Below are 24,234 nucleotides of genomic sequence, written 5' to 3' on the forward strand. Positions count from 1 at the left end.
AGGGAAGCTATTCCCTCCCGTTTACTTGAAAACCGAACATGGAACTTTCTTATACCTCTCATTAATAGCGATGTAATAATTTATGCACAGGTTAAGTTCTAGCCTTCGTCGTCGTAGTGCGGAAGAAACTTTAAAAATTATCGTTAATAATTTAGCCCCTCGCTTGGGAATTACGCGAGTAACAGACACAACCTGGCTAGACCGCATCGGCATTCCGGTATTCGCCAGCATACGACCCGATGCACTTAAGGGATCTCTTTGTGTAAACGCTGGCAAGGGTCTAAGACCAGTAGAAGCTAAGATAGGCGCGTACATGGAGGCCATCGAGTTCAGCCTTGCGCAATACAACACCGCGCAACTGAAACTGTTAAGGAGCACACCGAGACAACTCATTAAAAGCCACGAAGGACGAATAGCATTCAATCAATTCTGCATGCTGTATGGCTTCTCCGTCGAACCCGATTCGTTAATCATGGCTATCGAAGTAGAAGATGTATTACGCAAACAAAAAGTGCTTGCACCAGCCGAACTGGTATTCATCCCCTACCCCGAAAACCCAGGACAACGACTCTTCGGGGAAAGCTCAAGTGGCTTGGCGTCTGGTAATGACTTAGAGGAAGCCTCGGTACACGCTGTTTGTGAACTCATGGAGCGCGATATTCAAGCCTTTAACCACGTACATGACCGTTCACGTCTCGTCAATCTGGATAGCTACTGCACAGAAATTGATGCTCTTATTATTAAAATCAACGATGCGGGATTAAATCTATCGATTCGTTATACCGAGAACTGTTTTGGCTTGGCCTACTTTCAGGCTTTTATCATGGAAGAGTCCTCCCATTCTCCTATCTCTGTGGCCACGGGTTCAGGTTTGCATCCCATTAAGAAAATCGCATTGATCAGGGCCATCTGCGAGGCGGCCCAAAGTCGTTTAAGCCACATCCACGGAGGCCGAGACGACATTATCGAACGCGTCAAATACTTCGAGAAGAGGGGGCGTTCGGTTGAACTTCAGGCCATCTCACGCTTGCGTACTGTGGCCACATCCCGAGATCAGATGATCGATTATTCCTCCATCGATTGCCAGGAAGCCGCAGTACCTACGATCGAATCAGCTTGGGAGTTGCTAATTGAGCGATTGCAGCGTGTCGGACTCAGCACCGTTCTAAGGGTCTTGCTCAGTGAAGCGGCAGAAGACATCTCTGTGGTCAGAATAATTATTCCGGGGCTTGAAGTCTTTGAACCCGGTTTGAAAAGGGTTGGTCCGAGGTTACTTACATATGTCAAACAAAGCGCTTGAGGTATGCACGCTGTTTGCTGGTCCCTCCTTGCAAGGGATAGATAGTCAACTACTGTGCAGTGGTGGACTGGTATTGCGTCCGCCAATCAAGCGCGGTGACATCGAACGGCTAATGATGCATTCCCCCCCCTCAAACCTTGCAATTGTCGATGGCGTGTTCCATGTGCACCCGGCAGTCGGTCATGCCGAGATACTGGACGCCGTGAACGCTGGTTGGCGAATTTGGGGATTATCGTCCATGGGGGCCATTCGCGCCTGTGAAATGGATACGCTTGGAATGACAGGCTTTGGTGAAGTGTATCGACTATTCGCCAGCAACCAGGACATGTCCGACGATGAGGTAACCCTGATACATCAAGCACAAGAGCCTTTTCTTCCACTGAGCGAACCACTTATACATATCAGGCAATTTTTAAGACAATGGACGACTGAACAGATAATTACGCAAGAACAGGAACACGATCTACTTACGTATCTGAAAAATATGTGGTACGGAAATAGAACACTAAATCGTTTGAGGGAGGCTTTGTTAGCTCTCGCTATCTCAGAGAAACAAATAGACAGCGCCATAGCCAACTTTTCCGCCTACAGAATAAAGAGCCTAGACTTGGCAAACTTTCTCAAACTGCAACCATGGACTAGGGAGGTATAAAAAATGTCGCCTTCAGAGATACTATTTGAAATAGGCGGTTTACCTTTTGTAAACCCTATGTTCAATAGCATGAAACTTCTAACGCTCGTCGCCGTTGTACGTAAAAATATCGAAGGAAACGAATTACCTTTAATAGACTATTTGCAGCCAGACTTCGCCACAAATTTGTATAACCGACACGTCGAAGGCGCACCCACGTTTCCGCCACATCAACCGCTTGGTAAAGCCGAACTGTATATGCTGACCGAGGCAAAAAGTAACCTCAAAGTCCTGCTGCCGGAATGGACAAGTTTGTTGGACCTACCGATCAGAATACACAAGTTGACTAACCAACAGGTTAGCCTGACCAATCCTGTGCTACCGCAACAAATATTTTTTGGCGAAGCTGCGTTTACAACTATCACCGACCTTGAAGAATTGCTTGTGCATGAGCTCTCCCATATCTGGTCCAGCCTGATCGCCGAAATTTATGACTTCCAGCTTAAGGGTAGTTCGAACAACTACATACTGCCATCCGGAACCGGCGACAAGAATCCTAGAGGTGTCTTGCTGGCTTGCCTGTTTGCGGTCAGCGCCGTGAACTACCATCGGCGGTTGCTGGCCAGCGGTTCCGAGCGAGCTCGTCCTGAACGACTCGACTATTTGCACCAGTATTTCCTCAAAAGTTTGGCTACTCTCAAGACTTCGACCGAACTGTCCGAAATTGGAAAACTGATCACCTCCAGACTTGATTCGTTCTCCAATGATCTGACAATCGACACCATTCAAGGATGACCCATGGTAGTCATACACTTTCCCCGGCAGTTCATGCCATATACCGATCAACATAAAACATACATCACTGAAGGCTTGTGTATTAACGATGTACTGAGAAATTTAACCGCACGTTTTCCCGGTCTTATTGGCCCGGTCTTCTCTGAGAATTTGTGCCCGTTGCCATTCGTAGGGTTGTTTGTCGACGGCATGTCCGTGGCCAGTGAGCATCACCGCCATTGTCCATTGAACGGTAATTCGCACTTAATTCTGGTTAACGCAGTGGCAGGTGGCTGAAATGCAATGCAATCTGAAGGCAGATACCACCCGTTATGCCCGCCAGGTCATCCTTAGTGAGATCGGCGTTCAGGGGCAACAATGCCTCATAGACAGTAAAGTGTTGGTAGTCGGCGCAGGGGGACTAGGCTGCCCGGTACTTTTGTACCTGGCAGGTGCCGGCGTCGGGACGATCGGTATCGTTGATGACGACATCGTCGACGTGAGTAACTTACACCGACAAATACTCTATACGATTGCCGATGTAGGCGACCTGAAAGTATTGGCGGCCAAGCGTCGCATCAATCAGTTGAACTCGGATATCGTCATCCACACCGTTGTCACGACGCTGAATACGGACAATGTCCTGTCACTGCTGGCGGATTACGACATCATCGTCGATGCCACTGATAACTTCGAGGCTAAATACCTCATAAGTGACGCCTGTATCGAGTGCGAAAAACCTATGGTCTATGCAGCGATCAGTCAATTCGAAGGACAGGTGTCGGTATTTAACTATTACAACCGGCACACTAACCAAAGGGGGCCTTGCTTCCGAGATCTGTTCGAAACACCGCCACCACCGCACCTGACACAAAGCTGCTCGGAAGCGGGCGTTCTTGGTGTCGTGCCTGGCTTGCTTGGTTGCCTTCAGGCCAATGAAGTACTAAAGCTCATTCTCGATGCCGGTGAGCCCTTGAGCGGGCAATTGTTGTCTATCGACTGCCTAGACAACACTTTCCATCTATTGAACATCGACAAAAAAATACGTGCCGGGATCCCTGGGAATGCGCTTGGTGCCACAACTATCCCCGCATGGCGCGAGAACGACTGGCTATCACCCGACACATTGCATGACTGGATAGCGACATATACGCCATTTCAATTGGTCGATGTACGCGACGTTAGTGAGCATCAGCAGCGCTCGCTGGGCGGCAAACTAATTCCGCTTAAAGACATCATCAAGCGCCAGGGAGAACTCGACCCTGCCTGCCGTATCGTTTTTTATTGCAAATCCGGTGTTAGGAGCAAGGCAGCCTTACTGGCAGTTCGCAGCATCAGCCAAGATGCTGAACTCTATTGCCTTGAGGGTGGCGTCGAGCGCTATCTGACTATCTACCCGGATGAAAATCTTCCCGTCGTTTCTTGAACGACCTACTGGCGTAGTCGCCTTATCCGGATCAAAGGTACGTCAATGAGCGCAATGTTTGCAGGTGTTAAGTGGAGTTTGCCCGACATCGACCGACGTCTTCTGAAAGTGCAATTCAGTTTTTTTCTGATGGTTTTGGGTGGACGTTGCAATCAACTGGCGGTGGCTTGGTGGGCTCTGCAAGAAACTGGCTCTGCGCTCTATTTTGCCAACATGATTGCCTGTTCCATTGCGGCGGAGGTGTTAGCCAAACCTCTGCTGGGATGGCTAGGCGATAAGTACAACAAAATACTCATCATCAAACTGACCTCATGGATCAGCTTTCTCACATCTTTATTAATGGTTCTATTGTCTGCCACGGGAACATTCAACCCTTGGACGGTTGGCGCCCTGATGATGCTCAGCAGTGCGATCGTCGGCGTGCGCGACCCTCTCCAGGCGTCGATTATTCCGTTGTTTTCAGATGACGATAAAGTCTCCTTGGCCTTTCGGACCAAAAGTGTGATGTCGTCCTTTTCTATTCTTCTGGGGCCGGTTCTGGCCAGTGGGTTGATTTACGGGTTCGGTATCACTATCGCCTTTGTCACCGATTTTTTTGCAATTCTCATCGCCGGGGCATTGATTGCAACCATCCCCAGCCACATCGGTGCAGTTGACCCATGCGAAAAAACACCACACGCCAGTGGCTTCAGCATGATCTATTCAGGCTTCAAAGTGGTTTATGGCGTGAAAGTCGAATTTTACCTAGCCATTATTGCGATGCTGATCAATTTCGCCCTGTTTCCATTTTTCACTATCTTGATCCCACTGTACGTAAAGGACGTCATCCAATACCCGGTCACTTACATTGGTCTTCTGGATTCGTGCTTCGGGCTGGGTATTTTGGCAGGAAGTTACAAAATCATCGGGTGGTTATCCGAACGGGTCCCTCGTGACATGTGCGTCTCCGCAGGTTTTGCACTACTGGGAGGCAACCTAGTGGTGGTTGGCACTATTTCATCGTCGTTCATCGTACCAGCGGCCTTTTTCTGCGGCGGCATCGGCCTGATGTTAATCAATATTCCTACCTCTGCGGTGAGATTGCTGGCGACGCCCAAGCTCCATCGCAACCGGATTTTTGCCACTGTTTCATTTCTGTCTGCAGCGGCTAGCCCCTTGGGCAGTTTCGCGATGAACGCCCTGATCACCTACTTGGGAGTCGCCCTGACAATTACGCTGCTAGGCGTCATGGTATTGGTGTTATCACTGCTGGTCCTTCTAGTACCGGACTTTAAACTTTTCATGCGCTCCCAAGATACGCAGCTCAATAATGCATATCAGGACAAATACCCAAACGCGTTTGCGCACTAACGTGCGTCGCCGTACTCCTGCCCTTTCAAACGGAGTGGCCTTACATGATGCCGGAGCTCAAGGATCGTCTTGGATCTGCGCGACACGAACAGATCTTCTGCGGCCAATATTATGATGACATGGGCTGTATCGGTTTTCTGGGGGATCCAGCTAAGAATCACATCTCGGTTCTGATGCTAGGACTTTCAGACGGTGTAGGACTGGCACCGATCGCAGCCAGCACCAGGGTGGCCAGTCTAATGGCTATTGATCTGGACGAGACAGCACTGGTGCGCAGCCTCGAAAATCGGAACCGAATGGCAGCGCATATCGACTTTGACAGCGAGATCGCCGATGCCGAGCACTTCCTAGTCGTCAACACCGACCGTTACGACGTCATTATTGTCGACCTTTACACTCAGAACGGTTATACCCCGATCGTGTTTGAACACGACTTCCACCAACTATTGAAGAGCCGCCTCAATCCCCTTGGTCACGTGGTGTTTAATGGTTTTGGCGTCCCAATGAACCTGGCGCCACTTAACGGTCCTACGCCCCAAGCTTGGCTCGCCCACTGCCTAAACAATAGCTGGGGCGACGTTCATTACCTGCCCCACCGACGCAATGCAACGTTCATTATTGGACCGCCGCCATCAACCAAACTGGACACCGTGCCTGCCCTGGAGTCGTTATGCGCCAGTGATCGACTTTTTATGGACATCATGAGCCTTCGCCTGCGCTATTTGGTGCCCACTGTTATCCAACACACGCCGCCAATCCTCCCGGCACTGGATTTCGCAGGGATTGATCAAGAGGTGAGAAAACGCTGGGCGGACACGTTACCAGCGTTGTCTGCGCTGCTTCCAGCCCCGTTGAAGCTAAGCAAACCCGACGATCTTCGCTCGATACTGGATAACCCCGAAGCTTGCCAAGCGCTGCAAGAGCGATTAGTGAAAGAAAAGTCGTCGCTGCGTATTACGCTCGCGTTGTTGATCGCCGGCGAAGTTAACTTCTCGGACCGTGATGTGTCGTGGCTACCAGATTGGGTTGTATCAACATTAGAGAACAGCGTAGTTATCCACCCCAGAGAGTGGCTGGAAGGACTACTCCCCTATGCCTATAGCGTCATTATCCATGGGACAAGAGGGGATTTATCTAAATTGGAAGGTTTTCGACGGGCCCTGGCGCGATTATCACTCAGTGTATTTCTCACACCCACGACATCGAAATCCACGTCAGGATAGTTCAACTATCGGATGTCAACAGACTGAGCTGTGACGGGGCGATCTTGCCGCCCCGTCAACCACGTTGAGCTGATGGTCTCAAAACATTTTTAATCACAAACAGCTTGTTCCTACGAAATAAAAGCTGTCGCACCGTACCCAGCGATTACAGGCGCTGGCCGGCGAGAAAGGTGAAATAAAAACTGTCGCGACACCGGTTTTTGGAGTGTTCGGCATATGGCTTACCAAATAAAAACTGTCGCAAACCGGCACCCAAGCGCCCAGGACGCCACATGACGAAGGCTGGTGCACCGACAACACTGGCGGCCTAGACGCCTCGCGGCGGATTTCGACGCCAGTTTCAAATGCGTTGCGACAGATTTTATTTCGTCGGACTACTTTCATCAGTCAACAGAACGTAAAACGACCTCGCTGCCAATCAATAGCTTACGGCGAGTGAGTCATATGAAAATAAAAAAAAACCGCATTTGATCTTAAAATTGGTACGACTACAGTCAATTGAAGATAAAAACTTTGTACAGGGCAACAGCCGATAGTTTGCGATGGCTTGGGCTGATGAGGTCAGTTTATGCTACAGACTGTCGTTTCTGATTATGATCGCTACTAACGCCTGACAGAGTCCGCAAAAGGGCATCGCTCTACTACCAGATACGACAGTTATACAGGTGAGCGAATGCCAAGGCGGAGTGTTTTTGAGTTGTATAATTATTGTGCGCTGCGAGCACAGTTTCCCTGTTGCGCCCTAGTGTGCTGTTTTCGAAATAACTTGCCCTTCCATCTGCGTCTCCATCGCCTCGCGTGCTCGCGATATTTTGCTCAAAATTTCCTCGCCCTTTGCGTTCCAAACGTACCGGGTCGGTCGTGCGTTCCGTAATGCCAGGAAGGCGGTAATCGAGCTTTCCAACTCACGTACGGAGCCGAAGCTGCCGTCACGCAAGAACACGGTAATATCCCTAAAAAACCGCTCGACCATGTTCATCCACGAGCTGGAGGTCGGTGTGAAATGCACATGGAAGCGCGGATGTTTCGCCAGCCAAGCCTTCACTTTTGTGTGCTTGTGTGTCGCATAGTTATCCACGATCAGATGCAGCTGGAGGTGCTTGGGCGTTTCCTTGTCGATTTTCTTGAGGAAAGCCAACCACTCCTGATGGCGGTGCTGGCGCTCGATGCTACTGATCAGTTTGCCCTGGAGATAATCCAGCGCTGCGAACAACGTGACCGTGCCGTGGCGAGTGTAATCATGGGATTTGGTTGGATATGGCCGATCCCCAGAGGTAGCCCAGGCTGAGTGCGTTCCAAGGCTTGCACCTGACTTTTCTCGTCGCAGCAGAGCACCAACGCCTTGTCTGGCGGGGCCAAATACAGGCCGATGACATCCCAGAATTTCTCCTCAAACTGCGGATCGTTCGACAGTTTGAAGGTACGTGTCAGATGAGGCTTCAAGTCATTGGCCAACCACAGTTTATGCACGGTGGTCGCTGATATGCCGGCGGCACGGGCCATGCTTCGGCAGCTCCAGCGAGGCTCGCCGATACGAGGTTGAGTGACCTGTTCGAGCACGCGGCGGATCGTGTCGGCAGGCAGAGGGGATTTGCGTCCTCGGCCAGGCTTGTCGAGCAGGCCTTCCAATCTGAGCGCCTGAAAACGCTGGCACCAGTCGGTGACCGTAGGGCGAGAGAAACCTGTCAATCGTACGATTTCTTCTCGCGTTGATCCTTGCGCTGCCAGCAAGATGACACGGGCTCGACGGCCATCGCGCTGACTGATGGTGGCGGAACGTACGCGACGGCTCAGTTCGGCAAATTCTTCGGGGCTAAGCGTAATGTCCAGAGCGCTCACCAGGAACTCTCCAAGGTAGGAATGGCACCTGAAGTGTAGTGCAAACATGGAGAAATTTATTTCGCGAACAGCACACTAGGACTGACGGTTATCGGGTATGGCATCAAACCCTTATGATCTATCCGTGGGTAATGCCAGACACTTCATCCATTGCGGCGAGCAGTAGCTTATCGGCTTCGGAAAAAAGCACATCCTGCGGTCGCCGGTTTCCGATGTATCCATTGCTAGAGGCGAACCAAAATGCGATTCCCCATCCGTCTTTTTTCGCTCTCAACACATCGAGTATTGCCTTCAGATCAGGTATGAGCCCGTGCTCAGTGTCGTCCTGGAAGACATACGCTGGAAACAATGAGCAGCCTGCATGCTGAATTGAAAAAATGTGCCCTTCAGTTTCCCACTCATACATCGCCGCTATTAGCGTCATAGGGGGTAGGCCAAGTCGCTGAGCAATTTGGTCCAGAGTGAGAAAGTCACCACTATCGAGGATGGCTTTCTTTGCGAGCTTGAGCATCTGTTGCTCCCGAAAGGCGGTATCCCGAAGCGCTGCCATAGTAGGGTCCATTGAGCAAAAAAACACGATCCGTCATTTGAAGTAGGCAGTCAACATCAGGGACATGCCTATGCTGGTACGCTTAACACCCGGTCACCGAGCACCAAGCTCCCTGAAAGCCTAAAAGCAGAATGGAATCACATCAGCAGTATCGCTAGCCAGTTAAGAAAAAATATGGATAATTGCAAGGAGTTAATATTTCCTTGATGTGCTAAAGAAAAAATCTGAGGCAAGAACAAGAAATTAAGGATTTGTGCCATGACCTTAGCTGGATATGCCTGGCTCCAAGAGTCTCTGCGGTTTTCCGCTTTCCCTTTGCGCCGGCCGGCTAAGGTTCAATCGGTTACTCGGATCGAGCGGATCGGGGAAACCTTGGCCGTACCGCCAAACATTGCACCGGCGTCAGATGACCTACTAGGGCATCTATTATTCGCGCTTAAGCACGAGGGTATCAACCTCGCCATTTTAGCCCAGGCTTTGCCGCAAATCCCTGCAGCTAGTCTGGAAGCGGAGTTAGAAAGAGCCCCCAACGGTATCTACATCCGAAAAGCCTGCTTTCTACGCGAAGCCTTCACTCGAGAGGAGCTACGCCAGCATTCCCCTGTGCGAGGTGCTTTCGTTCCTCTGTTCGACCCGGAACTCTACGTGACGATGCCTGGAGAGCGTAATTCTCGCTGGCGAGTGGAGTTCAACGGTATTGGGACGATCGCATATTGCGCCACCGTTGAACGCACACCTGAGATCGTCGCTCTCCTTGCGCACGATATCCTTGGCCGCGCTCAGGACTTCATTCAAAGCCTTCCCTCGGGAATGATGGATCGCGCCATCAACTGGGCATACCTCCACGAAACTCAGGATTCGTTTGCGATAGAGAAAGAGTCGCCAAGCGAGGACAAAGCGCGCAAATTCATCCAATTGCTTCGGCAGGCCCACGAGCGGATCCCACTGAGTGAGGACTACTTGGTCCACCTCCAGAATGCGACGATTTCGAACCCCTTTGACATGGCCGTGGCGTTTCGTCATGAGCAGAACCATTTAGCGAGTGGCCTGCAAGGAGCCGCGGGGGTGACGTACGTCCCGCCTGAACCGGATCTCTGCTCTGAGCTAATGGTGCAACTAATGGCTCTGGGGAATCAGGCGCCAGGACGCATCGATCCTCTCATAGCTGCGGGAATCATCTCGTTCGGCTTCGTCTTTCTTCATCCGTTCATGGACGGGAACGGCCGCCTTTCCCGTTTTCTGATCCACCAAACATTGTGCCGCGCCGGCGCACTAGAGAACGGTTTGCTCCTACCAGTCTCTGTCGCAATGAAGCGAGAGGAACGTCTGTACCTGGAGACGTTGCAGCAATTTTCCCGTCCGGCGCGAGAGTTTTGGGATGTCCGGTGGATTGATCAGGGTCAGTTTTCGTTTGACTTTACCGGTGATCCCGCTATCTATCGATTCTGGGATGCCACGCCCGGAGTCCGGTTTACCTTGGAAATGGCTAAGCGAGCGCTTGAAGTTGAGCTTCGAGAGGAGACGATCTTCCTTGAGAACTATGACAAGGTCGTGCGGACGGTCAATGAGACCTATGACGTGCGTGGTAGTGACTTGGCCAACCTCGTGATGATGTGCCTGACAAATAATGGGGCGGTCTCAAGAACCGTCGTAAGCAATAATACTCGGTTCAGACTGAGGTATCTGATTACATTGAGCAGGTCACACAGTCCCTGCTTAGACAGCAAGAGATGGAAAAACAACATGGCAAGGATGAAGATTAGTAACTGAAATCGGCTCTTCGTTTAGAATGAATGACAGGGAAGACAGCATGAAAATTTTGGTAGCGGTTGCACTGATGGGCTTCGCGAGTGTTTCAAATGCAGCCTGTTCCCTGTCTGATATCAAGCTCACGACTATAAATGCCAAATTCGTGAACAGGTGCAGTCCCGATGCATGTTTTTACTTGCAGGGCAGCCGCCATGCTGGAGAATAGCTGTGCAGAGCCAGTAGGGTGCAGCTCAAGATTACTGGCTATGACAAAGCTGGCGCACCGGTAGCCGTAAGCGATTTCGGACAGCCAGTGTTCAAAACATCCCCTGCAGCTACTCATTTTCCTTGGATCAGCATCTACAGTACGACCCCGCGATCTCAAAAATTAAGCTTAAGACAATTCGAATTGAGAAATGGGATTAAGGTCGCCAGCACTTCTAAGACCATCGGGATACCTCAATCTAAAGGATTTGCGCAGTATTGGCCCTAGTCGCAGCGATATGCGTTGAGTTGTCTACACAAGTGTAGGCGGTACTCGCAGAGAGGCCGTCTTCAGGATGGAAAGCGCCCGAAGAGAATAAAGCTGTCGCAACTCACCTGTTTGCTGGGTAATTGCACAGACTTGCCCACCCATTTGCATTCGACCTGACCAATCATTTTCATCGGATTTGACCATCACGCTGCGTGGCCATGACCGGCAGAGAACGACCCATTGCCTCTCGGGAGTGCTCCAAGTTGGCTATAATCGCCCCAGCCTCTGACCTGCTCAGAGCTCCCAGTGTTCCTCGACCTGGTAGAGCGGCTTGCCGGCCATCAGCAATTTGATGGCATCTATGTGCGCCACGTAGTCGGCCTCAGAGAACTTAGTCCATCGCGGATTACGTTTTTGCGCGGCGATGAATGCTGAACGCGCCTTACCCATCGCGGCGCGGTTCTTCGACAGGAAACTGCGTAACCCTTTGAACAGTTCGAAGTCTAGCGGAGGAAGGAGCAAGGCAACGCTCGGGTGTTGGTGGTGGCCGCCGCAGACCAGCACCGTTTTCAAGTAGATGTTGACTAGCTTCTGGGCACGGCCGAAGGAGAAATCGGTCACGCCCAAGCGCGCAGCCTCGGCCTCGATCTTCTTCATAAAGCTCATCTGCCATTTATCGACGTTCTGGCCGATGTGCTCTGGCCCGGTTACCTGGCCTAGGCCGCTTGCCTCTATCAGCTCGAAAGCCAAGGAGTTATCCCCGCCGGCCAGGCCGCGGCTACACGCGGCGGCGGCGCACCACTTGGCGTAGAGGTGTTTGTGTTTTTCGATGGGATACTGGGTTGCAGGTGTAGTCATGTGGATTTTTGCTCGCGAACATTTGAGTGGCCCCCTTTTTTCTAGCGGCCTCAATAAGATTGAACAGAGCGCGGTTGACCCAGCCCCTCTCTACACAGCCATGCGCCTTAGCACTCTAGTGTGCTGTTTTCGAAATAACACCTTCCACTATGTCTCCATCGCCTCGCGTGCTCGCGATATTTTGCTCAAAATTTCTCGCCCTTTGCGTTCCAAACGTACCGGGTCGGTCGTGCGTTCCAATGCCAGGAAGGCGGTAATCGAGCTTTCAACTCACGTACGGAGCCGAAGCTGCCGTCACGCAAGAACACGGTAATATCCCTTAAAAAACCGCTCGACCATGTTCATCCACGAGCTGGAGGTCGGTGTGAAATGCACATGGAAGCGCGGATGTTTCGCCAGCCAAGCCTTCACTTTTGTGTGCTTGTGTGTCGCTAGTTATCCACGATCAGATGCAGCTGGAGGTGCTTGGGCGTTTCCCTTGTCGATTTTCTTGAGGAAAGCCAACCACTCCTGATGGCGGTGCTGGCGCTCGATGCTACTGATCAGTTTGCCCTGGGATAATCCAGCGCTTGCGAACAACGTGACCGTGCCGTGGCGAGTGTAATCATGGGATTTGGTTGGATATGGCCGATCCTCAGAGGTAGTTTCCAGGCTGAGTGCGTTCCAAGGCTTGCACCTGACTTTTCTCGTCGCAGCAGAGCACCAACGCCTTGTCTGACGGGGGCCAAATACAGGCCGATGACATCCCAGAATCTCTCCTCAAACTGCGGATCGTTCGACAGTTTGAAGGTCACGTCAGGATGAGGCTCGTCATTGGCCGACCACAGTTTATGCACGGTGGTCGCTGATATGCCGGCGGCACGGGCCATGCTTCGGCAGGCTCAGCGAGGCTCGCCGATACGAGGTTGAGTGACCTGTTCGGGCACGCGGCGGATCGTGTCGGCAGGCAGAGGGATTTGCGTCCTCGGCCAGGCTTTGTCGAGCAGGCCTTCCAATCTGAGCGCCTGAAAACGCTGGCACCAGTCGGTGACCGTAGGGCGAGAGAACCTGTCAATCGTACGATTTCTTCTCGCGTTGATCACTGCGCTGCCAGCAAGATGACGGGCTCGACGGCATCGCGCGAATCGTGATGGTGGCGGAACGTACGCGACGGCTCAGTTCGGCAAATTCTTCGGGGCTAAGCGTAATGTCCAGAGCGCTCACCAGGAACTCTCCAAGGTAGGAATGGCACCCGAAGTGTAGTGCAAACATGGAGAAATTTATTTCGCGAACAGCACATTAGTTGGTTTCAGCATGACAAGCCTGGTTCCACCAGGCTTGATTTATTTTACTCCGTTTAACTTTTGAACTGAACGAACAACTTCTCATTTATCCCTCCGACAGCCAACTTGGCTCCAGTAATGCTCGTGCCTTGGAAGCGCTCGTTGTCTGTCTTTTACCATCAGCCGTTAATAGTATTGGAGGTAGGTATGAAAACAGCTGCACATTTGCTCAAATTGAAGGTTTTACAAAATCAACATGTTCATAGCATCGATCCAGATAACATGGTGCTTGATGCTTTGAAAGTGATGGCGGAAAAAAATGTCGGTGCACTTGCGGTTATTGAAAACGGTCAGGTCGTTGGTGTTATCAGCGAACGCGACTACGCGCGCAAAATTGTTTTGCAGGGGCGCTCCTCAGCAGGTACGCCGGTCAGAGACATTATGAGTTTTCCGGTGGTGACGGTCAGTGCGCAACAGTGTATAGAGCATTGTATGGCGATCATGACCGACAGCCATCTTCGTCATCTTCCAGTCGTAGAGAACGGCGAATTGATTGGCCTGTTATCGATGGGAGATCTAGTGAAAGAAGCCACTCTGGAGCAGGCTGAACTGATTCGGCAACTCGAGCATTACATTCGAGGGCACTGAGTCGACCTGAAACAAATAAACCCCTGAAAGCTCATACTTTCAGGGGTTTATCCGTATCGCTACCTGACCAGGGCAGCGTTGAAACCTTTTATTTATTGTTCGCCAAACGCTTGGCGATGGTTGCCACATGCTTGCCCTGGAACCTGGCAATCTGCAGCTCATTTTCACTTGGCTGACGCGAACCATCGGCACCGGCCAGCGTCGATGCGCCGTACGGCGTGCCGCCGGAGATCTCGGTCATGTTGGTAAGGCCTGGTTCGGAGTACGGGACGCCGACTATCACCATGCCGTGGTGCAGGAGCGTGGTATGGAAGCTGGTGATGGTGGTTTCCTGGCCGCCGTGTTGCGAGGCCGAGCTGGAGAAAACGCTACCCACTTTGCCGATCAACCCACCCGACATCCACAGCCCGCCGGTCTGGTCCAGGAAGTTGCGCATTTGGCTGCACATGTTGCCGAAGCGTGTCGGTGTGCCGAAAATGATTGCGTCTGCTTCGGCCAGAACCTCTGGTGTTGCATACGGAATACTTCCGAAGGCAGCGCGGTAGCCTTTGATACCGCTCTTGACCTGAACTTCTTCGGGCATAAGCTCCGGAACCTGCAATAACATAACTTCTACATCACCGACTTCGCGCGCACCGGCGGCTATAGCTTCGGCCATTTTGTAGATGTGGCCATAAGAGCTGTAGAAAACGATCTGAATTTTTGTAGGCATGTCGGTTTCCTGAATTGATTTTTATCATGATCACTTGCGGCTTATGTAATGGCTCCACTAAGCCTGGTCCAAACACCTTTTTTTTCGACTGGATGAGTGAATGGCATCCAGAGAATGGCGTTTGCTTGTTGCAGCATGAGTAGGTGTGGCAAACAACACAACACTCTCAACGTTCAGGAATTGCAAACGTTCCGATTGGCAAAATAAAACGATCAAAATCGCAATCATCTAGTTCGCCAAAAGCAAACTACTTTGCATTGCCTGGATAAATCCGGATGGTTAGGCTGAGTTCAGTCGCCTGCGCACTCTTGGATAAGCTTCCAAGTGGCGGGCTTTCGCTGCAAGCGGTTTTCGATAGGAAAAATAAAATGGAAACGCTAGAAGGTGTAATTGTAGTCGGCGGAGGTCCGGTTGGACTTCTTACCGCACTGAAACTCGGTAAAGCTGGTATTAAAGTGGTGGTGCTCGAAGCGGAATCAGGTGTTTCGCCTTCACCACGGGCCGTTGCTTATATGCCACCGACCGCCGCGGCCCTGGATCGGTTCGGCCTGCTCGACGATATTCGCAAACGCGCTGTGTGGTGCCCGGATTTCGCCTATCGCCACGGCGACGGCGAACTGATCGCGAAGATGGACTGGAGCGTCCTGGCCCAGGACACCCAATATCCATACATGCTGCTGCTTGGGCAAAATCATGTGTCCAATGTCATTGCCCAGCACCTGCGTGCGCTGCCCAACGTCGAGATCCGCTGGAACCATCGGGTCGAGGAGGTTGACCAGGACGATGCCTACGTCACCGTCCAGACCAGCAGCCCCGGTGGTACTTCACGCTTGCGTGCGCGCTGGGTCGCCGCGACCGATGGTGCTCGAAGCACTGTACGGCAGAAAGTCGGCCTGACCTTCGACGGCAACACCTGGGCCGAGCGACTGGTTGCTACCAACGTCTTCTATGATTTCTCCCTGCATGGCTATTCGCGCGCCAACTTCGTTCACGACCCAGTCGACTGGGCCGTGGTCGTGCAACTCGACAAGACCGGCCTGTGGCGCGTCTGTTATGGCGAAGACGCATCATTGTCGGACGCCGAGGTCCGCCAGCGGCTGCCGGAACGCTTCAAACGCTTGCTGCCGGGTGCGCCGACGCCTGATCAGTATCGTGTCGATCACCTTAACCCGTATCGCGTTCACCAACGCTGCGCCGCGGAATTTCGTCGCGGGCGGGTAGTGCTGGCGGGCGATGCTGCCCATGCCACCAACCCGATGGGCGGCCTTGGTCTGTCCGGTGGGGTGCTGGATGCGGAACACCTGGCAGAAGCCTTGATCGCCGTCATCAAGAATGGCGCGTCGACCAAGACGCTGGACGAATACTCAATCGACCGTCGCAAAGTGTTCCTCGAATTCACCTCGCCAACGGCAACCGCCAACTTCACTTGGATGAAGGAAAGCGATCCGGCGCAACGCGCTCGTGATGTCGCCATGTTCGAACACGCCGGTACGGATCGTTCGGTCATGCGCCAATTCCTTCTCGACTTCGAAAAACTCAATGGCCGACGCGTCATAAAAAGAAAACTGCAAGCCGCCTGATTTATTGGCGTGAAAACGGCCTGAGAGCGTTGGAGCTCTTGGGCTGCAGCCTTTCTCGTGGCCGATTTTCTTAGAAGACTCAGCGCAATTGAAAGCAAAGACATAGGTCTGCCCACGACTTTCATTTAAATGAATGCGTGCCAGGTGTCCCGAAATAATAAAAACAAGACAGGGTTCATGACATGAAAGCGAAAGCGAGCTTCAGCCTTGCACCGATGAAACCGTCGGTGCGCCACCTGCAGGTAGCCATGGCTGCCGCATTGCTGGGTTCACAAGGTGTTCCTGACGTGGAGGCATTCCAGATCGATACGGGTAACCCCGATTACACGGTCGCCTTTGACAACACAGTCAAATACAGCGCCGCTTGGCGGGTCGAGAATCAAGACAACACCGTTCGCCCTGCCTACAACCCCAACCTCGATGACGGCGACAATAACTTCAATCGTGGCTTGATATCCGATCGCCTGGACCTGTTGTCGGAACTCGACATGAGTTATCAGCGGCGTTATGGCGTGCGCGTCAGCGGGGCGGCCTGGTACGACGATGTATACAACCGTGGCAACGACAACCATAGCGATACCGTCAACAGCGTGTCTGTGCGCAACGACCAATTCACCGCTGATACTCGGCGTTTGCAAGGTCGTGATAGCGAGCTTCTGGATGCGTTCGGTTATGGCAAGTTCGATCTGGGGGATATGTCGCTGTCGCTCAGGGGGGGCCGCTATAGCCAGGTCTACGGTGAAAGTCTGTTCTTCGGTGGCAATGGCATCGCTGTCGCGCAATCGCCCGTCGACATCAACAAATTGCTCTCGGTTCCCAGTTCCACGTTCAAGGAAATCATTCGCCCGATTGGTCAGGTGGGTGGCAGCCTGCTGGTCAATCAGAACGTGACCCTGGGTGCGTATTACCAGTATCGATGGGAGGAAGCGGTGCTGCCTGCAGCGGGCAGCTACTTCAGTTACGCGGACTTTCTCGACGAAGGTGGCGAGACGTTCATTATCGGACCGGGCCGGGCCTTGAGACGCGGCAAGGACATCGATCCATCGAACTCCGGGCAGTACGGTTTTCAGATGAAGATGAAGTTCGGCGAGTTCGAGTACGGCCTGTACGCCGCGCGTTACCACGACAAATTTCCACAGTTCTACCTGCGGCCGGGGGAGGGTGATTACGTACTGGTGTACGGCGAAGGAATCCGGACCTTCGGCGCCAGTATCAGCACTTTGATTGGTGAAACGAACGTTGCCGCCGAGACCTCGATACGCCGCAATACACCGCTGGCCGCGACCGGCAACGTCGTGGTCGATGTCACGGGAACCGGTGACGGTGACCACAATCCGCTGTATCCGGTTGGCAATACCTTCCATGCCCAGATGTCGGCGATCTCGGTGCTGGCCGGCGATGGTTTGTGGGATGGCGCGACCTTGCTCGGTGAGGTGGCCTACAACCGGATAACCAGCGTCGACAAAAACAGCGATCAACTGGACCCCAATGTCACCCGTAATGCCAGCTCGATGCGCATGCTGTTCACCCCCGAATATTTCCAGGTGTTTCCTGGCGTGGACATGACCGTGCCCCTGGGTATCGGTTACGGCATCAGTGGCAACACCGCCGTGTTGGGCACCGGCTTCTCGCCTGAGGGTGGAGGAGACGTGAGCCTGGGTCTGCAGTTCGACTACCGCAAGACCTGGCGTGGCGGCATCAGTTTCACCCACTACTACGGCAGTGCCGGTGGTGTCGTCGACTCGACCGGGGCCCTCTCTGGGGATCAGGTCTATGCCGACCGCGATTTCGTTTCCATCTCCCTGCAACGCACGTTCTAGCCAGAAAGGAACATAACAATGATCAGCAAAACTCTCCTCGGCTTCACGTTCCTCACCGGCCTGATTGGCGCGCTACCGGTCAGCGCGGCAGTCAGCCCGCAAGAGGCTGCGGCCCTTGGCACGACGCTGACCCCGTTGGGTGGTGACAAAGCCGCAAACGCCGATGGCAGCATTCCGGCCTGGACCGGTGGCACCAAACAGGCGCCTGCCAGTAGCGGCAACCACATCCCCGGCGACCTGTTCAGTGCGGACAAACCGGTACTGAAAATCACAGCGGCAAACATGGCCAAGTACACCGACAAACTGTCGGAAGGCACCCGAACGCTGTTGCAGAAATACCCTGACAGTTTCCGCCTGGATGTCTACCCGACGCGGCGCACGGCCTCAGCTCCGGACTATGTCTACAAGAACACCGCACTCAACGCGGTGAATTGCAAACTAACGCAAAACGGCCAATCGGTGGACGGCTGCTTTGGCGGCATTCCATTTCCCGTACCCAAGAACGGGCAAGAAGTGATCTGGAACTTCCTGCTGCGGGTTGAGCCAGAGGCGGAAGAGTTCGGCTTCAAGAACGTGGTGCTGACCAGCGACGGCGGCCAGACCCTGGCAACGCGCAACGACAATGCCTGGCAGTATCCTTATTACTATCAGAAGGGGTCGGTGCTGAACTGGACCAAGGAGTATTTCCTTCAGCGCTTCAGTACCACGGCGCCGCCTTTCAAGGCCGGCGAGACCCTAGTGATTCGCGACAGCGTCGATCCACAGCAGTCCAGGCAGGCCTGGCAATATCTGGTTGGTCAGCGGCGCGTAAGGCGAGCGCCAACGGTCGCCTATGACACCCCGGACTTTGTCGCTTCCGGCGCCAACTATTTCGATGAAGTGCAAGGCTTCTTCGGCATGCCAGATCGATACGACTGGAAGATCGTCGGCAAGAAAGAGACCTACGTACCTTACAACACCAACGGCCAGGTGACGGCACCGCTGGACAAAGCTTTTGTTCCCCACCATTTGAACCCCGACACGCTGCGTTGGGAGCTGCATCGCACCTGGGTAGTCGAGGCGACAGTGGCCAGTGGCAAACGTCATGCCGTGCCCAAGCGGACGTTCTATTTTGATGAAGACAGCTGGCTGCTGACCTTGCTGGACGGCTATGACGCCGAAGGCAAGCTGTGGCGTACCTCACAGGTGTTGCCGTTCGTGGTGCCATCGGTGCCCGCCGTACTGGTCAAGCCCGTAGCGGTGTTCAACCTGCAGGCAGGAACGGTCAGTAATGTTCAAGCGTTCAACGGTGAAAACTTCCGGGTTGTGCCGCTCAAGCCTGAGTCCTATTTCACTGGTGATGCAGTGGCCGCCGAAGGCGTGCGCTGACCAACGCGGGTGTCGGCCCGCTGAGCGGGCCGATCAATAAAGGAATCTTGCGATGAGCTATTTGAATTTTCATGGCATGCGCTGGCTGCTGTGCGTGGTTTGGCTGTCCGGCGTGCTAGGGGGGGCCGTTCCCGCTGTCGCGCAGAGCGCTTCGCGGGATCTGCTCGATATCCCAGCGGCTGCGGATCAACGCGCCGAACACGCAGTCCTGATGGCGATTACCCGGGCCGGTGATCGACTGGTGGCGGTGGGCGAGCGCGGCATTGTGTTGCTGTCCGACGACAACGGCGTGAGCTGGCGCCAGTCGCGCTCGGTCCCCAGCAGCGTGGCCCTGACCGCCGTCAGCTTTGCAGGTGTCGAGGATGGATGGGCGGTAGGGCATGGCGGCGTGGTCCTGCACAGCAAGGATGGTGGCGAAACCTGGCATAAACAACTGGACGGCACGCTCGCCGCGCAACTTGAGTTCCGAGCTGCACAAGCGCAGTTGGCAAGCGCCCCCCAAGGCGAGCAGAGGCGATTGAACGCGGCGCAGCAGTTGGTAGCCGATGGCGCAGACAAGCCTTTTCTCGGGGTGTACTTCGCCGACCCGCAGCATGGCCTGGTCGTCGGCGCCTATGGACTGGCGATGTTGACCGACGATGCCGGCGTCCATTGGCGGTCGGTAGGTAGTGAGCTGGATAACCCTGGCGGCATGCATCTGTACGCGATCCTTGGCGACTCACAGGATGTGATGATCGCGGGTGAGCAAGGAACGCTTCTGCGTGGCTCTGCGCTGGGTCAGCCGTTTTCACGGATTCAAAGCCCTTATCACGGCACCTGGTTTGGCGCCGTGCGCGCGGGACCCGGCCGCGATCTGATCTTCGGGCTCAAGGGCAATGCTTTTCGTCTGGAGCAAGCCAACCAATGGCAGCCTGTAGAGACTGAGGAGCATGCCAGTTTTACCGCAGGTAAAAAGCTCGCAGATGACAGTCTGGTGATGGTCAGCGAGGGAGGGCGGTTACTGCACAGTCACGATCAGGGACGGCATTTCCAAACCCTGACAGTTGTCGGACTGGATGGCTCGGCCATTACCGATGTGACGCAAGCAGCTGATGGCGCACTGGTGTTGACCGGCGCGCGCGGCATCAAACGCCTGAATACGACGACCCTCAATGACAGGAACGCCCAATGAACGCACATCATGTATTTGTCACTGATGACGCCGAGCTGATGGCTCAGCGCGGATCATGGATGGAGCGTCTGCTGTTCGGCCAACGCTCGCTTTTCGTGTTTCTGTGCCTGTTGGCGACCTGCTGGTTTGGCTACAAGGCTACGGGCCTGGAGCTTAATGCGGCATTCGAGAAAATGCTCCCCAGCGGGCATCCCTATATCGTCAACTACCTGGAAAATCGCTCGCAACTGGCTGGCGCGGGCAACACGTTGCGCATTGCTGTGGAGGCCAGGACGGGGACTATCTTCGACGCGGAATATCTGGAAACGGTGAAGAAAATCACCGACGAGTTGTTCCTGCTACCCGCGGTGGACCGGCCCTACATGAAGTCGCTGTGGACTCCCGCCGTGCGCTGGACCGCCGTGACCGAAGATGGGCTTGACGGCGGCCCGGTCATTCCCGACAACTATGACGGTTCGGCGCAAAGCGTGGCGCAGGTCAGACAAAACATCGAACGTTCCGGTGAAATCGGCCAACTGGTGGCCGATGATTACAAGTCCAGCATTATCCTCGTTCCTTTGCAGGAACAGCGGGCGAGCGGGGCGCCGCCCATTGACTACCAAGACTTGTCGCAACGCTTGGAAGCATTGCGAGGCACCTACAGTTCGGCGCGGATCGACATTCACGTCACCGGTTTCGCCAAGTTGGTTGGCGACCTGATTGCCGGGATGCGCCAGGTCATGGTGTTTTTCCTGGTAGCTGCGGTGATCTGCCTGGCGATTCTGTTCTGGTACACCCGCTGCATTCGCAGTGCGCTGGTGGTGCTGAGCTGTTCGTTGGTGGCGGTGGTGTGGTTGCTGGGCCTGCTGGCCAGCCTCGGGTTCATCCTGGATCCTTATCTGGTGCTGGTGCCTTTTCTGGTATTCGCCGTGGGGCTGAGCCACGGCGCGCAGAAAATGAATGGCATAACCCAGGACATCGGTCGAGGCGTCGACCGCCTCATGGCTGCCCGCCTGACATTCCGCCGCTTGTTCCTGGTCGGGCTCTCGGCGCTGGTGTGTGATGTCGTGGGTTTTGCGGTGTTGATGGTGATCGATATTCCGGTCATCAAGGACCTGGCCATCTGCGCGAGCATCGGTGTGACTATCCTGATCGTGACCAACCTGATGTTACTTCCGGTCCTGTTGTCCTTCATCGGTGTCAGCCGCAGTGCTGCTCGCCGGGCGGCCACCAGCACTGCGGCCGAGGTCATCGATGTTCATCACATCAAGCATCCAACCTGGGCCTTTCTCGACCATTTCACCCAACGTCGCTGGGCAGGTTTTGCGCTGTTGGGAGCCGTCGCGCTGGCGTTATTGGGTGTGGGCTTCAGCACTCAATTGAAGATCGGCGATACCAACCCCGGTGCCCCCGAGCTGCGTGTCGATTCGCGCTACAACCTCGATAACACCTTCATGGTCCGCCATTATTCGGCGAGCAGTGATGTGTACGTTGTGATGGTCAAGACCCCCCAGTTTGCCTGTGCGCTTTATGACACTGTGCGAACGGTCGATCATCTGGAGCTCGAGTTGTCGCAGTTACCAGGCGTGGAGGGCACCAAGTCCCTGGCAGGTATGGCCAAGGTTGCAGCCACCGGCATGAGCGAAGGCAGCCTGAAGTGGTACGAGATCCCGCGTAACCAGGACATGCTAAACGCCATCATTACCCGCGCGCCCCGTGAGATGTTCAACCAGAACTGCGATCTGCTCAGTGTTTACGTCTACCTGCGTGATCACAAGGCAGACACCTTGACGGGTGTGGTCAATGTCGTCGAAGACTTTGCCCGGCGCAACAATTCTCCTGGCTACCGCTTTCTCAATGCAGCGGGTAACGCAGGTATCGAAGCCGCCACCAACATCGTGGTCAAGGAAGCCAACCGCAAGATGCTGTTTCTTGTCTATGCGGCCGTGATCCTCATCAGCGTGGTGACATTCCGCTCATGGCGGGCCGTCGTCTGCGCGGTGCTACCCCTGATGCTGACGTCGGTGTTATGCGAAGCACTGATGGTATGGCTGAACATCGGCGTCAAGGTCGCGACATTGCCGGTCATTGCGCTGGGGGTGGGGATCGGCGTGGATTATGCGTTGTACATCATGACCGTGATGCTGCGTTACCTGCGCGAGGGCGTGAGCCTTTCCGAAGCCTATTACCGGGCGCTGGTGTTCACCGGCAAGATCGTAGTCTTGACTGGGGCGACGCTGGGGATCGCAGTGGCTACCTGGTACTTCTCACCGATCAAGTTTCAGGCCGATATGGGCATCCTGCTCGCGTTCATGTTCGTGTGGAACATGCTCGGGGCATTGATCCTGCTTCCGGCGTTGGCGTACTTCCTTTTTCGCCCGGGCAGGGTAGCCATCCCTTAATGCCATTGTAGGAGCGGGCTTGCCAGCGATGGTCGCTGACGATTACGCGTATTGATGGGTTAAGCGTATTGTTCTCGGGATCTTCGCTGGCAAGCCCGCTCCTACGAGGGCCGGCCGAACGAGATTGGGTGTGCAAAAAAAGCTGCTTACTCGGCTGAATCGGCTTGCGCCAAACCTAGCCGTCGATCCCATTCAGGTTCCTTGGAAAACGTGGCTGACAGTAGATCCAGGAATAGCTTCACTTTGGCTGTCCCGCGATGGGACGTCGGGTATACCGCGGAAAAATAGGGAATGTCCGTTTCGTAGCCTGGAAGGATACGCACCAGTCGCCCATCCAGAAGATCATCGCAAGCGACCATCGTTGGCAAATAGGCGATGCCCATTCCGCGGCGTGCAAACTCCTGGACCAGATGAACGCTGTTGGAGCGCAGCGCGGGAACCAGCGTCACCTCATTGTGCTGCGAATCATTGTTCAACGACCAACGACGCCACGGGTAGTAGCGGTAGCAGGCGAAGTCGTGGAGACAAAGATCGTCCGGGCTCAGGATCGGCGGGCTGCCAGCCAGATATTCTGGCGTCGCCACGAAGACGCCGCGCATCAGGAAGAGTTTGCGTTCGATCAATGAATCGGAGGCCGGTGGAAAGATCTGCAGCACGATATCGTAGCCTTCCTGCACAGGGTCCACGACCTGGTCGTTGGCGAAAATATCAAAGTCGACACTGGGATGGCCCTTGCGGAATGTCTCGATGACCCCCGGCAGATGCTGTAACGCGAAGCCATTCAATGCAGCGATGCGCAGGACGCCCGAGACGGCCGTGGAAGTATCCCGTGATCGCTGGGACAGTGCTTGCATCTGATCGATAAGACTGTGGCAATCGGAATAGTAGGAGGTGCCCACTTCAGACAGTTTTACCGCCCGGCTGGAACGATGGAAGAGCGATACACCCAGATGCTCTTCCAGTTGTTGCACTCGAGTGGTGATAACGGATTTGGCGACGCCAATCTGTTTTGCCGCGTTGGCAAAGTTACCCGCTTCGGCGGCACGTACGAATGCTTCAATACTCAGATAAATATCCATCCCAGCGCCTCTGTCTTTTATTGTTCTAGCGGTTTGGC

Annotated in this window: 16 protein-coding genes and 3 pseudogenes; 13 read left to right on the top strand and 6 right to left on the bottom strand. The window is 54.0% G+C overall.

Annotated elements, in window-relative coordinates; translation table 11 throughout:
- The first annotated feature begins 82 nt into the window (after positions 1–82).
- The 6 genes from RS887_RS25600 to RS887_RS25625 all read left to right on the top strand — a co-directional run bounded on the left by RS887_RS25600 (position 83) and on the right by RS887_RS25625 (position 6,704).
- Positions 83–1,300 (top strand): YcaO-like family protein, encoded by a 1,218-nt coding sequence (locus RS887_RS25600; protein WP_322617563.1) that lies wholly within the window; start codon positions 83–85, stop codon positions 1,298–1,300.
- Positions 1,281–1,952, top strand: coding sequence for a TfuA-like protein (locus RS887_RS25605; RefSeq protein ID WP_322617564.1), 672 nt, complete (start codon positions 1,281–1,283; stop codon positions 1,950–1,952). Before RS887_RS25600 ends, RS887_RS25605 begins: the two co-directional genes overlap by 20 nt.
- A 3-nt stretch (positions 1,953–1,955) precedes the next feature.
- A complete protein-coding gene (locus tag RS887_RS25610; RefSeq protein ID WP_322617565.1) occupies positions 1,956–2,726 on the top strand; it encodes a hypothetical protein in 771 nt (256 codons plus the stop codon).
- Positions 2,727–3,003: 277 nt separating this feature from the next.
- Positions 3,004–4,131: a HesA/MoeB/ThiF family protein gene (locus tag RS887_RS25615; RefSeq protein WP_322617566.1), complete on the top strand. Its 1,128-nt coding sequence runs from the start codon at positions 3,004–3,006 to the stop codon at positions 4,129–4,131.
- A gap of 45 nt (positions 4,132–4,176) precedes the next feature.
- Positions 4,177–5,481 (top strand): MFS transporter, encoded by a 1,305-nt coding sequence (locus RS887_RS25620; RefSeq protein ID WP_322617567.1) that lies wholly within the window; start codon positions 4,177–4,179, stop codon positions 5,479–5,481.
- 44 nt (positions 5,482–5,525) lie between these two features.
- Positions 5,526–6,704, top strand: coding sequence for a hypothetical protein (locus RS887_RS25625; RefSeq protein ID WP_322617568.1), 1,179 nt, complete (start codon positions 5,526–5,528; stop codon positions 6,702–6,704).
- 742 nt (positions 6,705–7,446) lie between these two features.
- On the opposite strand, the pseudogene RS887_RS25630 reads toward RS887_RS25625, so the two are convergent.
- Together RS887_RS25630 and RS887_RS25635 are read right to left on the bottom strand one after the other, a co-directional pair.
- Positions 7,447–8,543: pseudogene (locus tag RS887_RS25630) on the bottom strand (IS630 family transposase).
- Between the two features lie 118 nt (positions 8,544–8,661).
- Positions 8,662–9,054, bottom strand: coding sequence for a hypothetical protein (locus RS887_RS25635; RefSeq protein ID WP_322617569.1), 393 nt, complete (start codon positions 9,052–9,054; stop codon positions 8,662–8,664).
- A gap of 297 nt (positions 9,055–9,351) precedes the next feature.
- Here RS887_RS25635 and RS887_RS25640 point away from each other — a divergent pair.
- A pseudogene (locus RS887_RS25640) lies at positions 9,352–10,856 on the top strand (Fic family protein).
- 755 nt (positions 10,857–11,611) lie between these two features.
- On the opposite strand, the gene RS887_RS25645 reads toward RS887_RS25640, so the two are convergent.
- A complete protein-coding gene (locus tag RS887_RS25645; protein ID WP_322617570.1) occupies positions 11,612–12,175 on the bottom strand; it encodes a hypothetical protein in 564 nt (187 codons plus the stop codon).
- A 147-nt stretch (positions 12,176–12,322) separates the two neighbouring features.
- Positions 12,323–13,378, bottom strand: a pseudogene (locus RS887_RS25650) (IS630 family transposase).
- Positions 13,379–13,644: 266 nt separating this feature from the next.
- Between RS887_RS25650 and RS887_RS25655 the strand changes: the two are divergent.
- A complete protein-coding gene (locus RS887_RS25655) occupies positions 13,645–14,085 on the top strand; it encodes a CBS domain-containing protein (RefSeq protein ID WP_322617571.1) in 441 nt (146 codons plus the stop codon).
- 88 nt (positions 14,086–14,173) lie between these two features.
- Here the strand turns inward: RS887_RS25655 and wrbA are convergent, their stop codons facing one another.
- On the bottom strand, positions 14,174–14,797 hold the full coding sequence (gene wrbA, locus RS887_RS25660; RefSeq protein ID WP_322617572.1) for an NAD(P)H:quinone oxidoreductase: 624 nt from the start codon (positions 14,795–14,797) through the stop codon (positions 14,174–14,176).
- Between the two features lie 368 nt (positions 14,798–15,165).
- On the opposite strand from wrbA, the gene RS887_RS25665 reads away from it, so the two are divergent.
- The 5 genes from RS887_RS25665 to RS887_RS25685 all read left to right on the top strand — a co-directional run bounded on the left by RS887_RS25665 (position 15,166) and on the right by RS887_RS25685 (position 23,117).
- Positions 15,166–16,377, top strand: coding sequence for an NAD(P)/FAD-dependent oxidoreductase (locus RS887_RS25665; protein ID WP_322617573.1), 1,212 nt, complete (start codon positions 15,166–15,168; stop codon positions 16,375–16,377).
- A gap of 182 nt (positions 16,378–16,559) precedes the next feature.
- Entirely contained in the window at positions 16,560–18,197 is a 1,638-nt protein-coding gene (locus RS887_RS25670; RefSeq protein WP_322617574.1) for a DUF1302 domain-containing protein, read from the top strand.
- Between the two features lie 18 nt (positions 18,198–18,215).
- Complete coding sequence (locus RS887_RS25675) at positions 18,216–19,565, top strand: DUF1329 domain-containing protein (protein WP_322617575.1); 1,350 nt, start codon at positions 18,216–18,218, stop codon at positions 19,563–19,565.
- A gap of 52 nt (positions 19,566–19,617) precedes the next feature.
- Positions 19,618–20,736, top strand: a complete 1,119-nt coding sequence (locus RS887_RS25680; protein WP_322617576.1) for a WD40/YVTN/BNR-like repeat-containing protein — start codon at positions 19,618–19,620, stop codon at positions 20,734–20,736.
- Entirely contained in the window at positions 20,733–23,117 is a 2,385-nt protein-coding gene (locus RS887_RS25685) for an efflux RND transporter permease subunit (RefSeq protein ID WP_322617577.1), read from the top strand. Before RS887_RS25680 ends, RS887_RS25685 begins: the two co-directional genes overlap by 4 nt.
- 146 nt (positions 23,118–23,263) lie before the next feature.
- On the opposite strand, the gene RS887_RS25690 is transcribed toward RS887_RS25685, so the two are convergent.
- Entirely contained in the window at positions 23,264–24,196 is a 933-nt protein-coding gene (locus RS887_RS25690; protein ID WP_322617578.1) for a LysR family transcriptional regulator, read from the bottom strand.
- Between the last annotated feature and the right edge of the window lie 38 nt (positions 24,197–24,234).

It is taken from the genome of Pseudomonas sp. BIC9C (assembly GCF_034541995.1).
Lineage (GTDB): Bacteria > Pseudomonadota > Gammaproteobacteria > Pseudomonadales > Pseudomonadaceae > Aquipseudomonas > Aquipseudomonas fluorescens_CC.

Coding starts and splice junctions, on each gene's coding strand:
- RS887_RS25600 (WP_322617563.1), top strand. CDS start 83: ATGCACAGGTTAAGTTCTAGCCTTCGTCGTCGTAGTGCGGAAGAAACT.
- RS887_RS25625 (WP_322617568.1), top strand. CDS start 5,526: ATGATGCCGGAGCTCAAGGATCGTCTTGGATCTGCGCGACACGAACAG.
- RS887_RS25665 (WP_322617573.1), top strand. CDS start 15,166: ATGGAAACGCTAGAAGGTGTAATTGTAGTCGGCGGAGGTCCGGTTGGA.
- RS887_RS25685 (WP_322617577.1), top strand. CDS start 20,733: ATGAACGCACATCATGTATTTGTCACTGATGACGCCGAGCTGATGGCT.
- wrbA (WP_322617572.1), bottom strand. CDS start 14,797: ATGCCTACAAAAATTCAGATCGTTTTCTACAGCTCTTATGGCCACATC.
- RS887_RS25610 (WP_322617565.1), top strand. CDS start 1,956: ATGTCGCCTTCAGAGATACTATTTGAAATAGGCGGTTTACCTTTTGTA.
- RS887_RS25615 (WP_322617566.1), top strand. CDS start 3,004: ATGCAATGCAATCTGAAGGCAGATACCACCCGTTATGCCCGCCAGGTC.
- RS887_RS25675 (WP_322617575.1), top strand. CDS start 18,216: ATGATCAGCAAAACTCTCCTCGGCTTCACGTTCCTCACCGGCCTGATT.
- RS887_RS25670 (WP_322617574.1), top strand. CDS start 16,560: ATGAAAGCGAAAGCGAGCTTCAGCCTTGCACCGATGAAACCGTCGGTG.
- RS887_RS25690 (WP_322617578.1), bottom strand. CDS start 24,196: ATGGATATTTATCTGAGTATTGAAGCATTCGTACGTGCCGCCGAAGCG.
- RS887_RS25645 (WP_322617570.1), bottom strand. CDS start 12,175: ATGACTACACCTGCAACCCAGTATCCCATCGAAAAACACAAACACCTC.
- RS887_RS25680 (WP_322617576.1), top strand. CDS start 19,618: ATGAGCTATTTGAATTTTCATGGCATGCGCTGGCTGCTGTGCGTGGTT.
- RS887_RS25605 (WP_322617564.1), top strand. CDS start 1,281: ATGTCAAACAAAGCGCTTGAGGTATGCACGCTGTTTGCTGGTCCCTCC.
- RS887_RS25620 (WP_322617567.1), top strand. CDS start 4,177: ATGAGCGCAATGTTTGCAGGTGTTAAGTGGAGTTTGCCCGACATCGAC.
- RS887_RS25655 (WP_322617571.1), top strand. CDS start 13,645: ATGAAAACAGCTGCACATTTGCTCAAATTGAAGGTTTTACAAAATCAA.
- RS887_RS25635 (WP_322617569.1), bottom strand. CDS start 9,054: ATGCTCAAGCTCGCAAAGAAAGCCATCCTCGATAGTGGTGACTTTCTC.